General features: G+C 52.0%; 11 protein-coding genes. 2 read left to right on the top strand and 9 right to left on the bottom strand.

Features of this window, described 5'->3' with window-relative positions:
• Positions 1-321: 321 nt before the first annotated feature.
• The 4 genes from BUB81_RS14935 to BUB81_RS14920 all read right to left on the bottom strand — a co-directional run bounded on the left by BUB81_RS14935 (position 322) and on the right by BUB81_RS14920 (position 4,736).
• A complete protein-coding gene (locus BUB81_RS14935; RefSeq protein ID WP_073324145.1) occupies positions 322-1,698 on the bottom strand; it encodes an alkaline phosphatase PhoX in 1,377 nt (458 codons plus the stop codon).
• Positions 1,699-1,835: 137 nt separating this feature from the next.
• Positions 1,836-2,774 (bottom strand): YcjF family protein, encoded by a 939-nt coding sequence (locus BUB81_RS14930; protein ID WP_073324144.1) that lies wholly within the window; start codon positions 2,772-2,774, stop codon positions 1,836-1,838.
• Between the two features lie 2 nt (positions 2,775-2,776).
• Positions 2,777-4,156 (bottom strand): YcjX family protein, encoded by a 1,380-nt coding sequence (locus BUB81_RS14925; RefSeq protein ID WP_073324143.1) that lies wholly within the window; start codon positions 4,154-4,156, stop codon positions 2,777-2,779.
• Positions 4,157-4,250: 94 nt separating this feature from the next.
• Entirely contained in the window at positions 4,251-4,736 is a 486-nt protein-coding gene (locus BUB81_RS14920) for a DUF6491 family protein (protein ID WP_073324142.1), read from the bottom strand.
• Positions 4,737-4,866: 130 nt separating this feature from the next.
• On the opposite strand from BUB81_RS14920, the gene BUB81_RS14915 reads away from it, so the two are divergent.
• Positions 4,867-6,093, top strand: coding sequence for a threonine/serine exporter family protein (locus BUB81_RS14915; protein WP_073324141.1), 1,227 nt, complete (start codon positions 4,867-4,869; stop codon positions 6,091-6,093).
• Positions 6,094-6,124: 31 nt separating this feature from the next.
• Here the strand turns inward: BUB81_RS14915 and BUB81_RS14910 are convergent, their stop codons facing one another.
• The gene (locus BUB81_RS14910) at positions 6,125-6,865 is read right to left on the bottom strand and encodes a CPBP family intramembrane glutamic endopeptidase (RefSeq protein ID WP_073324140.1); all 741 of its coding nucleotides are present in this window, start codon (positions 6,863-6,865) and stop codon (positions 6,125-6,127) included.
• A 142-nt stretch (positions 6,866-7,007) separates the two neighbouring features.
• On the opposite strand from BUB81_RS14910, the gene BUB81_RS22510 reads away from it, so the two are divergent.
• Positions 7,008-7,142, top strand: coding sequence for a hypothetical protein (locus BUB81_RS22510; protein ID WP_281250819.1), 135 nt, complete (start codon positions 7,008-7,010; stop codon positions 7,140-7,142).
• Here BUB81_RS22510 and BUB81_RS14905 read toward each other — a convergent pair.
• From BUB81_RS14905 to BUB81_RS14890, 4 genes are all read right to left on the bottom strand, one after another.
• A complete protein-coding gene (locus BUB81_RS14905) occupies positions 7,139-8,917 on the bottom strand; it encodes a DUF885 domain-containing protein (RefSeq protein WP_217653473.1) in 1,779 nt (592 codons plus the stop codon). The two genes, BUB81_RS22510 and BUB81_RS14905, sit on opposite strands and share 4 nt — an antisense overlap.
• A gap of 131 nt (positions 8,918-9,048) precedes the next feature.
• Positions 9,049-10,164 (bottom strand): hypothetical protein, encoded by a 1,116-nt coding sequence (locus BUB81_RS14900; protein WP_073324139.1) that lies wholly within the window; start codon positions 10,162-10,164, stop codon positions 9,049-9,051.
• Positions 10,165-10,250: 86 nt separating this feature from the next.
• Complete coding sequence (locus tag BUB81_RS14895; protein ID WP_073324138.1) at positions 10,251-12,953, bottom strand: cation-translocating P-type ATPase; 2,703 nt, start codon at positions 12,951-12,953, stop codon at positions 10,251-10,253.
• 166 nt (positions 12,954-13,119) lie between these two features.
• On the bottom strand, positions 13,120-13,677 hold the full coding sequence (locus tag BUB81_RS14890) for a recombinase family protein (protein WP_073324137.1): 558 nt from the start codon (positions 13,675-13,677) through the stop codon (positions 13,120-13,122).
• Between the last annotated feature and the right edge of the window lie 47 nt (positions 13,678-13,724).

Below are 13,724 nucleotides of genomic sequence, written 5' to 3'. Positions count from 1 at the left end.
TTTTCGTTGATTCCGATGAATGGCGCCAAATAAAGAAAGCTGCCAACAAAAAAACCTAAAACACTGTTAAGTATAAATTATTTGACATCACAACCAATGAAACAACATATAACTATTTTCCATAACAGCCCGACGTTTTATGCAGCCGCCTGGCGTATTATTACAAAATAATTTTTATTCGAAAAAGAATACGGAATAAAAATTATTCACATGAATAATAATTATTCTGGTTATTCAGGAGGAAAAACACAGTGCTATTTGGGATTAAATCAATCCAAATAGCACAGGTTTATAGCGGAAGGGTTCAGCAAAGTACCAGGGTTAACTCAAATGCTTCCAAGGGCCCCTGATCGCCAACGTCTGAGCGGGCGAATAGACATTGACAAACAAGGTAGAGCCATCCGGAGAAAAGCACGCACCGGCCAGTTCAGTCTGTACCGCTAGCTGTGCGAATGGATAGACTTCGCCGTCTGGCGTGATCCCACGCAGGTGATTATCCACCACTGCCGTGTACTGGTCTTCACACACAATCAAATGCCCGTTCGGTGCCACGGTCAGGTTGTCTCCGAAATTAAACACTTGCGCGTCACTGCTCTCAACGAAGAGTTGCAGGCGTCCGGGCTGGTCGTGTTCGCTTGGTGTGCCTTCGTAAGGTGAAGGCTGATAGCGCATAACCTGGCCGAGCTTTTTATTCCCGCCGTTGGTACAGCAGAAGTAAAATTCACCCTGCCCCCAGTGCACACCCTCGCCGCGTGCGAATAGCGCTGCGCCAGACTGATAGCCCTGCTTGCGCAAGTCATCCTCTGCACTATCCGGATTTTCGATATCGACCCATTCACAATCGACCCACGACGATACTGGCATTTCCTGCTTCTGCCAGTTACGAGTATCGAATTTGGGGTAGCCTTTCACGGCCAGGGCCTGCAGTTGACCGCCCGCATGCAAGTTGCCGTACTCATTCGGCACCAGTCGGTATAACAAACTGTCACCGCGATCTTCGGTTAAATAAACAATCCCTGTGTCAGGGTCGACACACACAGCCTCGTGGTTAAAGCGCCCCAGCGCCTTAATAGGTTTCGGCTCCACCAGCCCTTCTGCATTGCCAGCTACTTCAAATACGTAACCGTGGTATTGGCTATTCGTCGAAGACGGTTTATCTACGCTCTCTTCACAGGTTAGCCAACTGCCCCAGGGGGTAATACCGCCAGAGCAATTGCGAATCGTGCCGGTTAAACTCAGGTATTCTTTTACCTTCTTGCCGGTTTTGGTATTCACGACAATGGTAGAGGTCCCTCCCGGCAGGGCTTCGCCCTTGTCGTTGCTGTCATAAGCTTTGGGTGTTTTCAGCGGTGATGGCTGTCCCGGGCCAAACTCGGCGACATGCTTTGGTTGCAACTCGTGATTTCGAACTAACGCCACGTGCTCATCGTCCAGAGCAATGCAGCCCATGCCGTCTGCGCGGTCCGGTACGCGATTACCGTCGTTCATGAGTTCGCCAAACGAAGAGAGCACATCGTAGGTGAATCCCTTGGGCAAAGACAGTATGCCTTTGGGGTCGTCGATTAGCGGGCCATAGCCCGTCGTAGTTTTGGTCGCCATAGGCTCAGCCCAGGCTTTGGGATGTCGAAAAAGCCCACCGGTCACACCTGCTGCTGCAAGCGTACCAAGGGCTACAGTAAACTGTCGTCTTGTTATCATGGTTTTTCTCTTTTTATTATCCTTGTCCCTTGCGGGGCGCCTGCCTGTTCGTTTAATGACGCATATACGGACACTATGAGTTCATCATGGCGGCGAGGTTCCTTATCACAATAGCCGATACGATTAATGTGTCAGTTTTACCGATAGTCTCCCAGTTTTTTATCTTCACTGGGGTCGTCCAGTAATTTCACCAGCGCTTTACCTAATCGCACGTTCAGTGCACTGGCAGCCACAGCCTCAGCGGAATTCTCCACCAGCTTGGCAGCCAGAGAGCCACTCAACTGATTCGTCATTTCATCGGTGGCCAAATCAAACAAGCTTTGCGCAGCAAGATTTTGTGCCAGTATCTTCATCAACTTCCAGTTCCCGGTCGTTGCCGGTCGCAGCCCGTAAACCTGAGAGACGCGCTTAATCGTGCGCACGCTGATCCACAACAGTAACAAGGTCTGAATCAGGTGATTCGGGCTAATAAACGCCATGCTGCCACTGGCCATTGCCTCTTTTTTAATGACCTCGTTCGCCTTTTTCCGAACCGGCACTACCACGTACTGCTGATACAAATTGAGTAAGTCGTCAACGGAATGGTCGGCCTGCCGCATAGATTTAAACCGGCGATAGCAGCGCTCGGCATAGCTGCCCGCGCTGAAATACGCGGCATAGTTATCGAGCTGTTTTATAACCTGTTCGGGTTGGCTCAGTCCAACCAGCTCCGCTTTTACCGGGCGCTTTTCCAGAAAGGTGTTAACCCGTCGATAGCCGCGGTATTCACTGCCCGTTAACCAACACAGACTACCCACGAAAGCACTTAGTAACACCGCCAGTATTGATGTAGAAACAGGGGCAGTCGCAAAATGGGTATCAATAAAGGCAATCGCCTCAAAAACACTGAATCCGACAAAACAAGCGGCCCCAGACAGTAGCACCCACCACTTGGCCGACAACCCGGTTTGCTGCGCATGCGCCGGTTGCCAGTCGTCCTGCTCTTGTTTTACCGGCATGGCGTGGTCCGGTCGCTGGGTCTTGATCTCAGTTTGCTGAATCTTCGCCCGGTAGGGAGAGTCGTCGGTGGTCTTCATGGCTACTTCTCCAATAAGAATTGCAATAAACGGTCGAGCCCCTTGCCATTGAGCATACGCGCCAGATAATCAGGGGGTACCGCAGCCGGTAACACCGGGTAATGTTCGTCTTCGGGCATGGATTTTAAGTCAGGCGGCAGCGCTTCAAATTCAGCTTCCATGTAACGCCCTTCGTCATTCATATAGCGCAGGGCGTTGTCGTGACTGCCTTCATCGGTAGCCTGAATGGCCGATACCAGAAAATGCTCAAACTGAACTTCGCCGTCTTTAAATCGGGCCGTTGCACCGCGGGTCACGTCTTTTAATAATGACAATAAAGCGTCACGTTGCCCAACAGGCACCAGGTCCGCCTTGGTTGCCACAAAGGCCACTTTGGCAATGCCTTGCTGCTGCAGCACGTGGCGCTTAAACCAGTTTTCGTTGCCATACACAAAGGTGTCGGCCAAATGGCTAAGGGTTTCGCGCAGCTGATAAAGGTGGCTGCGACTGTGATTCAAGCCTTCAAACAAGTCCACCAGAATGATTTGCTTATCAGTCTGGCGAAAGGTGTCTTTCTTTAACTTTTCGAGCCATTGGTGTTTAAATGCCTCGAAATGTTGCGTAAAACATTGGGTCCACGGGCTCGCCACATCACTACTGATACGTGAAGGCAGCGGTGTAAAGCCCTGTTGGGTGAAATCAAAACCAGAACCAGGAATCAAAAAGCTGCCTGGCTGCAGCATGGAAATTCCCTTCGACTTGGCTTCCTGCAAATAACGTCGATAGGCATTCACCAGTTGCTGAACGTTTCCTGGGGTAGGCGGCTGCTCAAAGTCAAAGGCATTCACACAGTCATGCCAGCTTTTTGCATACCGCTGCTGAGGCGCATTCATTTGTTGCGCCCACGCCGAATCTGACCACTGCGTGTAGGTTTTGCCCAGCATAGGCAAATCACTCAGCCACTCTCCCGGATAGTCAATAAACTCAAACACCACATCGGTATAGGGCAACAGGTATCTTTTTAGTTGGTGCGCCTGACGCAGACGCACTATCAGTTTAAACCCGGCCACCGACTCCGTGGCAGGCGGCCACTGCCCTGCCGCAAGATCTTCAATGTGTTGCTCAACCGGAAACATGGGCAGGTCGTTCAGCGGCTCCAGCCACATTTGGTCAACCAGCTCCATGGGCAAGTAACGCAGTAACGGCAAGCACTGGTACTGTTCTTCGCTGCGGTATTTCAGCACGGTCATCAGGCTGGTAAACAGCATGGACTTGCCGCTGCGACTCAATCCGGTGATGGTAAAGCGATGCTCTGATTGCAAGAACCAGCGCTGCCATTGGTTGGCACCCAGCGTCCTGGCCTGTTTGGCCGGGGTGAGAATGGCGTCGATTAATTTACGCATAGCGGTTCAGCAGTGAGCCCATTATTAACAAGAATACTGCTAACATGGGCTGTTACTGCATTAACTTCAAGGGTTTGCCACAATTTGTTACAGCTTATTCTGCGGCAGGTTCCGGCGTTTCGCTGTCGGAGGCGTGTTCTTCCTTCAGCTTCAGTTCGGTTATTTCGGCTTTAATGTTGTTTCTGAGCGCGTCATGCTGCGCCTTGGTCAACGGGTATATTTTGTTAATAAAACACTTAAATGGCAGTGAGTCCGGCACATACACATAGTCCAATCCTTCACTCAGGGTGTTGCCAAAACGCCTGTGTAGCACCAGCCCCATGGAAAAGCTCAGCTCGGAACAGCGCGGCGCCAGCTTAATCAGATAGTGGCGCATGGGCGCACTGCGAAAAATCACATACTCGTCATTTAACTCACCGTAGCTGTCCAGCGTGAAGGCAGACACCGAATGTCGGTTCTCAATTTGCTCAGAAGCGATAAAGTCTTCAATTAAAGTCCCCATGGCCTCATCACTGAGTCGCGTTGTTGTACAGGCAGACAACAGCAATATGCTGAAAGCCACTAACAGCGATTTTTTCATACTCCCTCCGGTAGTCTTAGCTGACGTTATAAGGTTTTAGGCGCTTATTTACGGTAAAGGTTCCGCTCTATTGCCCACCATGGTAATTTAGCCCCTCGTCAGCCAGTCTATCTTAAAGCAGAGTTAACCGTTGGATACCAAAGAATTTATTCAAATCCGCCGTTTCATATTGAAACTGGGAAAAATGCTGCACAAATACGGTACTCCAGCGTTTCGCCTTGAAGCCTATCTGAATGAGGTAGCGCGCTACTTAGGCGTACATGCCTCATTTATTTCAACACCCACATCCCTGTCGGTGGTTATCTGGAGCGACCGTCACGAAGACGAATACAGTCATGCGGCACGACTTGATCCTGGCGAGCTGGATTTAAATTCTCTGTCCCGCACCGATGAGCTTGCCAATCAGTTGCTCACCGGCCAGCTGACCCTGTCAGAAGCCGACAAGCAGCTCAGCGAAATCGATGCCATGCCGAGCCCCTATGGCAAGTGGGTTACCGGTTTTTCTTACGGTATCTCAACCGGTGCGTTCTCCTTGTTGATGGGCGGCAGCTGGTCTGAAATGTACTGGTCGGCCATTCTGGGTCTGGTGGTGTATTTTTGGGTGCTGTGGTCTGAACGCTCCAAGCGCGTTGCGCTGATGATGGAGCCTGTGGCGGCCTATTTCGTCGCCTTTTTGGCCTGTGCGTTTAGCCGGCATTTCGACCCGGGGATGAATATTCCGCTAACCATATTATCCTCGGTTATCATCTTTGTGCCCGGCCTCGCGCTTACCATGGGCCTAGCCGAATTGTCGTCGCGTAACATGGTATCGGGCACGGCCCGGGTCATGGACGCATTAATGCAGTTATTTAAATTGTATTTTGGTGCTTACCTGGGGGTGGCGACCGGCTTTAGTGTGTTTGGCGAAAACACCTATAACCCTGCCGCCTCACTGCCCTACTGGTCGACCTGGCTGGCGGTCATTGTGCTGTGTTTTGGCCTGGTGGCAATATTTAAAACCCGTCCCAAACACATTCCATGGGCGCTGGCTTCTGCCCTGCTGGCCTACAGCAGCACAGCCCTGGCGTCTGACTATCTGCCTCAAAGCATAGGTAGTTTCGTAGGCGCATTCTCGCTGGGTATTCTGGCGAATGCCTTTACCCGCATCGCTAATCAGCCAGCCACCATTGTCGCCATGCACGGCCTGATTGTTCTGGTACCAGGCTCGAAAACCTACATTGGCCTGAATTCGTTTATTTCCGGGCAGGACTTTGTGAATGTCGATCATTTGGGCCAGGACGTATTTTTGATTTTTATGTCACTGGTGGCGGGTCTGATTTTTGCGAATGTGGTATTCCCAACCAAGAAAGCCCTGTAGCGCCAGGATGTGCACATACGCCAGCTGCTCGTTACATGAGCGCTGGCAGCACGTGTAATACCACATCAACACTAAAATGCGCCGTAATGGCAGATAACAAACCGTAACGCCAGTAACACCAGCCGTATAGCACCGCAACCGCGACATTCCCGCCAATGGTAGCCCATACCGCAAATGAGGTATTAGCACCGTACGCAACTACGCTGGGGATATGCGCCAGACCAAATCCGAATCCAACCACCAGAATAATAATGATCGGTATTGTGTGGGTGTCCAGCGCAGAGTGGCGCATTTTGCTTGCGATATATAACAGCAGGGTCATCAAGCCAAAACGGAACCAAATCTCTTCGCCTACCGCCGCGCCGACGCTAACCAGTAGTCCGCCCACCGGGCCTCGAAATCCATACGCGGGCAACTCTGCGGGTAAGCTATCAGCCAGCAACCAACGTAATGCAAGCATACAGAATCCCAATGGAATTGCCGCTATTACCGCGAATCGCAAACCGCCGCCGATACGACCCTCTTCAAGGGTTTTACGGTTAATGAGCCCAAGCCCGACTTTACGGCCTAACGTCAGGCCAATGAACAAGGCCGGTAATGTGAGTACCGACAGAAAAAGCAGACCCGGCAAAACCGTTGGCAAAAACGGTTCATTGTTAGCAAGCTTCTGAAACGCAATGTTGCTCATTTGAGTCACAACCGTTAGCGCAAACAACGCCAGCAACTGATGCCAAATCGGTGCGGGGCTGTCGTCTCGTATTAACTGGTTCATAGTCCGTATGCTTTTACCATTCAGAGGAGTCAATCAACGTTAACGGCACATTCCAACGACTACAATGCCCAATGTGTAAGCAAAGGTGTGTCTGACTTATTTAGGTGTTATCCGAGGGCTATTAAGGCAGTAAGCTGCCTGAATGGAACTGCACATTAAACAGAATAAACCGATGACGCTGAATGTATTTAGCAAGTCGATAGAAGTGGTAGCTTATGTCGCAGATCTTTGCCATGAGTGGGCTACATCAGCCCACCCGGTCAATGTGATCAATTAAAGATTGCTATACGGCGACGGACCGCCTTCTGCAATAAAGCGCTCAATACGAGCTTCCAACACTGACAACGGCACAGAACCGAGTTGCAGCACAGTATCGTGGAAAGCGCGAATATCGAATTTGCTTCCAAGCGCCTTCTCAGCCTTGGCTCGCAGCGCCTCAATTTTCATTTGTCCCAAATAGTAGGACAGTGCCTGCCCTGGCCAGGCAATGTAGCGATCCACTTCGGTGGTCACTTCATGCACTGACAGCGCGGTATTATTCTTCATAAAATCCTGCGCCTGTTTGCGGCTCCAGCCTTTGGCGTGAATACCCGTATCCACCACCAGTCGCGCTGCCCGCCACATTTGATAGCTCAGCATGCCGAAGATTTCATAAGGCGTGTGGTACATGCCCATTTCTTCACCCAGTTTTTCAGAGTAAAGCGCCCAGCCTTCACCATAAGCTGAGATATAAGTGTTGCGTCGGAACGCCGGTATGTCTTCATTCTCTGCTGCCAGCGGCATCTGGAATGCATGACCAGGCGCTGATTCGTGTAGGGTCAGCGCAGGCAGCGAATACAACGGGCGCGATGGCAAATCATAGATATTGACCAGATACATACCCGGACCACCGCGACCGGCAGTGTAATAGGGAGCGATATCGTCGGGTACCGGAATAATGGCGAACCGGCTGCGAGGCAAGCGACCGAACCAGTTTTTGGCTACCGCATCAAATTCCTTCGCAGTCCAGGCCGCACGGTCCAGCAGGGCCTGTGGCGTGGTGACATAGAATTGCGGGTCAGTGCGCAGAAACGTCAGAAAGGCCGACAAATCTCCGTCGAATTCGACTTCTCGCATAATGTCGTGCATTCGCGCTTTTATTTTTCGCACTTCGCCCAGGCCAATCTCATGAATCTCTTCTGGCGACAGGGTTAACGTAGTGTACTTAAAAATTTGCGACTGATAAAAATCGCGTCCGTTGGGCAACGAGAAGGCATCCAGCTCGGTCACGGCTCCCGGAATATACGTGTCGGCAAGGAAAGTAAGCAGTTGCTGATAAGCCGGGATTACCGACGACCGAATCACCTTTTCGGCCTCTGCCGACAGAGTTTGTTTTAGTTCATCAGAGAACGTCGCCGGAAACGCGGAAAACGGCTTAAAGTAGATGGTGTCTTTGGGTGCCGCATTCGCAACAGAAGCGGCTGTCGCATCCCGGCCTACCAGCGCAATTGCCGGTGGCGTAAAGCCTCGGGCCAGACCCGCTCGCATATTCGCGATCTGTTCTTCAAAGTAACGCGGCATATCGGCCAGCCACAACAGGTAGTTTTCGTAATCCTGCTGACTGAGAAACTGCCCTTTTGGCATGTAGGTCAAATCGCCCCAGAAAGAGGTATCGCCGGTCAGCGGCTTTTCATAGAGTTTGAATTTCTGGTCGTTGATCAGGCTTTGAATCTGAAATTTAAATACCCGGTAGTTGATTTGGTTTTCGTCGGTCAGATCGTTCAGCGAAATCCCATCGAGCTTGCTTAGCACCGACTCCCAGTAGGCTAACCGTTCAGCTTGAGCTTGTGCATGCACGGTGGGTAGCTTCACCGGTATGCGACTCACGTCGGCATTTTCATCTACCGCATATTGCAGCTGTCGTTTTTGCCACTCTTCCTTGTAGAGCGATTCAAATGCCTGGTCTGCTTCGCTGGCCAGGGCGTGGTGGGTAAAAAGAAGTCCCGCCAATAGTGTGAGGTGTACGAATCCCTGTCGCATACGACCCAGTTGCCGGGTAAACAAAGTCTGCATGAGGCTACCTTTCTGTCTTATTGTTTATTTATCGTTTTTGTTGGATTTGTTTGTATAGCACAGGGCCTGGTTACACTGTCAACCCGCTATCGGCAGACACGTTGCCGCGCAAGACAGGCTAACGCTTTGCGCTAGCTGTCGGCGATCAGGTCGTGCAGGAATTGTATTGATGGCAACTGATGTTCCGGTTGATAAAACAGCCGGTTCAGACGCCCGAGGAAATTCACTTTGCGATTGGGGTCCTGGCTTTTAACCCGGTGCTCACTACTGGTTTGCAGGAACTCCCACGGACGCAGATTCAACCGCTGGATGTCCTCTGGCCTGGCACCATGCGCTTCAATAGTACTGAGGATACGCTCGGTCTTGCTTTCCATAATCGGAATGATGTCATTGGCATACAGAGTATTGAGCGGCTCACCAATCGCTTCAAGCGTGTGGTTAATAGCAGCCCACAGGGTGTCATGGTCGAAATGCGCGCCAATCGGGGCATAGTAGCCCATGATCTCCCATTCCAGTTCGGCGTTACTGACGGCGATAGAACTGTCTGCCTCTGGCGAAAACGACAAATCGGGGCGTGCACCAATGTTATAGGCGTCTACCGACATGCCCACACACAACAGCAAATCCCCCATTGCCGCTGGTGGCCGGAATAACGCTTCAAACGCAGCGCGTTTCACCCCCATCCAACCGTGAATTAACGCCGGTTGCTGAGCAAAGTGACGGACATCGTCCGGCAAGTCCTCACCGTATTGATTCACTAGCAACGGGGCCGGATCTTCCTCTAGTAATTCTTCGGGCACCCAGACTTCATACTCCTGGCGGTTATCGGCCTTGCCCCGGCTTTTAATGCCAAACGACAAATTCACCGGACGGCAGATACTGCGATCTTCGTCGACCCGGTGGAAGTACTCCGAACGCAGTCGTTTGATGAACGGCGCGTCTTTACCGGCCAGTGCTGCTGTGGGGTAGCGATAGCCACAGTCGCTGTGCGGCACAATGGAAAATCCGTCAATGGCACGAACTAGTTTTGACTTCACACCCCGCAACAGGTCGGTAGTGGGCAAAATAATACTGCGCTCAGGTTCAATGGTGAGCCGTTCGCCCGTGCTGCTAATGAATTTCGGGGTTTTGTGAAATTCGTAGTTTGTCAGTCCCAGTTCACCCACTGCGCGGTCACGCAAGCGGGCAATTTCCAGGAACAGTGCTTTGTGATCGCGAATATGCCTGAGTAATGGACGTTGCGTCATACTGCCTGTCACCTATCCGTTTGTTCTTCTTAACTCGCCTCAGGCTAGTCTGCCAGATAAACAGCCGGGTTGTCTCTAGGCGGCGGTCACTTTTTTACCCTCGCATACACGTTGAGTCTGATCACTTTTTCCATTTCGAGTACGATCAACATTACGATACCCGTTAACACAATCAGTAAGTTGTCGGTGATATCTGGCGCGCGAGTGCCAAACACCGTTTGCAATACAGGAATGTAGCAAATAGCCAGTTGAGCAATGACCACAAATCCAACCGCTGACCATACGACCCTGGTTCCTCGGATACCCGACAAACTAATGGACCTGCGGTGCATGGTACGAATGAAAAACAGGTAGAAGATTTCGAGTCCCACCAGCATGTTCATTGCCTGAGTGCGCGCGTATTCCACTTCATGTCCGGCCTCAATGGCGTACTGATAAATACTGAACACCGCCAGGAAAAACAGGCTGCCAACCAGCATAATCTGCCACACCAGCGCGGGCTGAATCAGTGCCTGCCCTCGCGGACGCGGTGGTTTTTTCATGGTGTCCTTGTCGGTGGGCTCAAACGCTAGCGCCATACCCAATGTGACCGCTGTGATCATATTGACCCACAAAATCTGCACCGGCGTGATGGGGTACGGCAAGCCAGCCAGCATGGCAACAATAATCGTCAGTGCTTCACCGGCGTTGGTAGGCAGCGTCCAGCTCACGACCTTTTTGATATTGGCGTAAACCGTTCTGCCCTGTTCAACTGCCGCCGCAATAGAGGCAAAGTTATCGTCGGCCAGCACCACTTCCGCCGCTTCCTTGGCCGCCTCACTGCCCTTCAGCCCCATGGCAACACCGGCATCAGCCCGTTTCAGCGAAGGCGCGTCGTTTACACCGTCACCGGTCATGGATACGGTTAACCCAAGAGATTGCAGAGCCATCACCAGACGCAACTTGTGCTCTGGCGTAGTGCGGGCAAAGATATCCGTGCTTTGCACGGCCTGTTTCAGCTCATCGTCAGACAGCGCATCCAGTTGCGTGCCGGTTAATACACTGCCGTGCGCCAGCCCGAGCTGCTTGCCTATAGCCTGCGCGGTTACAGCGTGGTCACCGGTGATCATCTTGACCTGAATCCGCGCAGCGCGACAGGTTTTCACTGCCTCAATCGCTTCCTGCCGCGGCGGGTCAATTAACCCCACTAAACCCAGTAAGCACAGTCCATTATCGACATCTTGCGCCGCCAGCACAGTATGCTCCGCCGACACCAGTTTACCGGCCAATGCAAGTACGCGCTGCCCTTGTCTGGCCAACGCCTCAGCTTTGTCCAGCCAGGCCTCAGGTACTAAATCACTGTGGCTGCCATCGCCGCTGAGCACCGACCCACAGCGTTTGAGGATCACCTCTGGAGCGCCTTTTACAAGTACTAACCCGGTGCCATTGTGGTTGTGATTCAACGTTGCCATAAACTGCCTGGCAGAATCAAAAGGCAAGACATCAGTACGCGGCCAGTCGTGACGAAAATCACCGCCATCCGGCATCGTTACCTTTCCCGCAAACGACAGCAAGGCCGCTTCCATGGGATCGCCTTCTATGCCCCACTGGCCTGATTTAGAGTGTATTTCCGCGTCGTTACACAAGGCACTTAATCGGGCCATATCGCGCAGTACCGAATGCTGTTGTGGCGCCGTAGGTTCACCGTCTAACAGGATGTCACCAACCGGCGCATACCCTTCACCATCAACCTCAAAATGCGCATCTTGGGTCACCGCGCTGACCACCATCATTTCATTGCGGGTAAAAGTGCCGGTTTTGTCTGAGCAAATAACCGACACAGAGCCCAGTGTTTCAATAGCAGGTAACACCCGCACAATCGCATTGCGTTTTGCCATCGACTGCACACCTACTGCCAGGGTAATGGTCAGTACGGCAGGTAAACCCTCAGGAATAGCAGCGACCGACAAGCCCACCACTGCCAGGAACAACTCGGTAAAAGGTTGTTCCAGAATCCAGGTCCCCACCAGTAACAACACCACAGCAATGGCCAGAATAATGCCGGTGATCCACTTTGCCAGTACGTCCATTTGTTCCACCAGCGGCGTTGTCAGCTTTTGCACATCCGACAGCAAGCCGCCAATACGACCGATTTCGGTAGTAGCGCCGGTGGCAATTACCACACCCATGCCCTGCCCGGCTGTAACGCTGGTGCCACTGAATGCGAGGCATTCCCGGTCCCCCAGTCCGGCGTCTTCCGATACCGCCTTGGTGTGTTTTTCAACCGGTAACGACTCGCCGGTTAGCAGGCTTTCCTGGATGGCCAGTCCATGGCTGCGCAGCAGGCGCAAATCTGCGGGCACTTTGTCACCCGCTTCCAGCAACACAATGTCACCCGGTACCAGGCTGTCGCCTTCCAGTGTGCGGCGCTTGCCGTTTCGAATTACCGCGGCCTTCAGTGCCAACATGTTGCGAATGGAGTCCATAGCTTTTTCCGCTTTGCCCTCCTGAATCACACCAATAATGGCATTAACAATGACCACGCCAAAGATGACAAACGAGTCTATCCAGTGCTGCAGTAATGCAGTCAGGACACCGGCTACAATAAGTACAATAACCAGCAGATTAGCGAATTGTTTAATAAACCGGGTGAACGTGCCGGTTTGCGGGGCCTGGGGCAGTTTATTGGGTCCGTACTGCTGCAGACGTGCTGAGACTTCGTCGTCGGTTAAGCCCGATGAACGCGACGACAATGCCTGGAGGACCTCGTCGCCGGATTGTGCATGATATGACGCATTGGTTTTACTCATTACAGTGCTCCCGGGGAAGGTGCATAAAAAGTAAGTGGTAAAATGCAAAGCAGAAAAACGAAAAGCCTTCCCTGAGTACTACGCTATCAGGCCCGTGCGACCCGGGCACTGATTTACATCAAAAGGAAGCCAACACAACCCGCAAGGCAGGCTGCTGTGCTATTGGTTAAGACTCTTTCTGCCTGGCCATCGCCAGATACTTGTAGAGTGTGGATTCACCAATGTTAAGTGTGGATGCAACGTCTTTTTTCTTCATGCCCTTGGCAATTAACGACTGGGCTTTTTTAACCAGCTTCGCCGGTATCGCCTTGCGGCCTTTGTATTTGCCTGCCGCCCTGGCCTTGGCAATACCAATGGCCTGACGGTCTTTTAGCAGGTCGCGGTCCATTTGTGCCGCACATTCAATCAATGTGAACACACTGAGCGTAGGGTTGCACAGCGACTCGAGGTTGTCGACCACCAGCAACACACCGCGGGCTTTCAGATCCATTGCTACCCTGGCAGCCTGAATAATACTTCGCCCCAGGCGCGATACGTCTTTTATGATTAGCCGGTCACCTTGTCGCAACCGCTTCAACAAGCGGTCCAGCTTGGGTTTGGCTCCCGGGTCTGCATTAGGTTCTCGCACCATGATGTCGTAGGGGTATACCCTGGCCAGTCGCTCAGCCTGTTGCTCAACATCCTGCTTTTCTGTGCTACTTCCAATATAAAGATAGGTCGTCACGGCGAATTCTGAATACCTGAAACACTACTTAAAAGCGTAGAATACCC

It is taken from the genome of Marisediminitalea aggregata (assembly GCF_900129565.1).
Classification (GTDB): domain Bacteria; phylum Pseudomonadota; class Gammaproteobacteria; order Enterobacterales; family Alteromonadaceae; genus Alteromonas; species Alteromonas aggregata.
Note: the sequence above shows the minus strand (reverse complement) of the source record. Positions and strands in the feature narration are given on the sequence as shown.

Bases quoted from the DNA above. Each gene is read 5' to 3' on its own strand.
- BUB81_RS14935 (WP_073324145.1), bottom strand. From the start codon at position 1,698: ATGATAACAAGACGACAGTTTACTGTAGCCCTTGGTACGCTTGCAGCA.
- BUB81_RS14930 (WP_073324144.1), bottom strand. From the start codon at position 2,774: ATGAAGACCACCGACGACTCTCCCTACCGGGCGAAGATTCAGCAAACT.
- BUB81_RS14925 (WP_073324143.1), bottom strand. From the start codon at position 4,156: ATGCGTAAATTAATCGACGCCATTCTCACCCCGGCCAAACAGGCCAGG.
- BUB81_RS14920 (WP_073324142.1), bottom strand. From the start codon at position 4,736: ATGAAAAAATCGCTGTTAGTGGCTTTCAGCATATTGCTGTTGTCTGCC.
- BUB81_RS14910 (WP_073324140.1), bottom strand. From the start codon at position 6,865: ATGAACCAGTTAATACGAGACGACAGCCCCGCACCGATTTGGCATCAG.
- BUB81_RS22510 (WP_281250819.1), top strand. From the start codon at position 7,008: ATGGAACTGCACATTAAACAGAATAAACCGATGACGCTGAATGTATTT.
- BUB81_RS14905 (WP_217653473.1), bottom strand. From the start codon at position 8,917: ATGCAGACTTTGTTTACCCGGCAACTGGGTCGTATGCGACAGGGATTC.
- BUB81_RS14900 (WP_073324139.1), bottom strand. From the start codon at position 10,164: ATGACGCAACGTCCATTACTCAGGCATATTCGCGATCACAAAGCACTG.
- BUB81_RS14895 (WP_073324138.1), bottom strand. From the start codon at position 12,953: ATGAGTAAAACCAATGCGTCATATCATGCACAATCCGGCGACGAGGTC.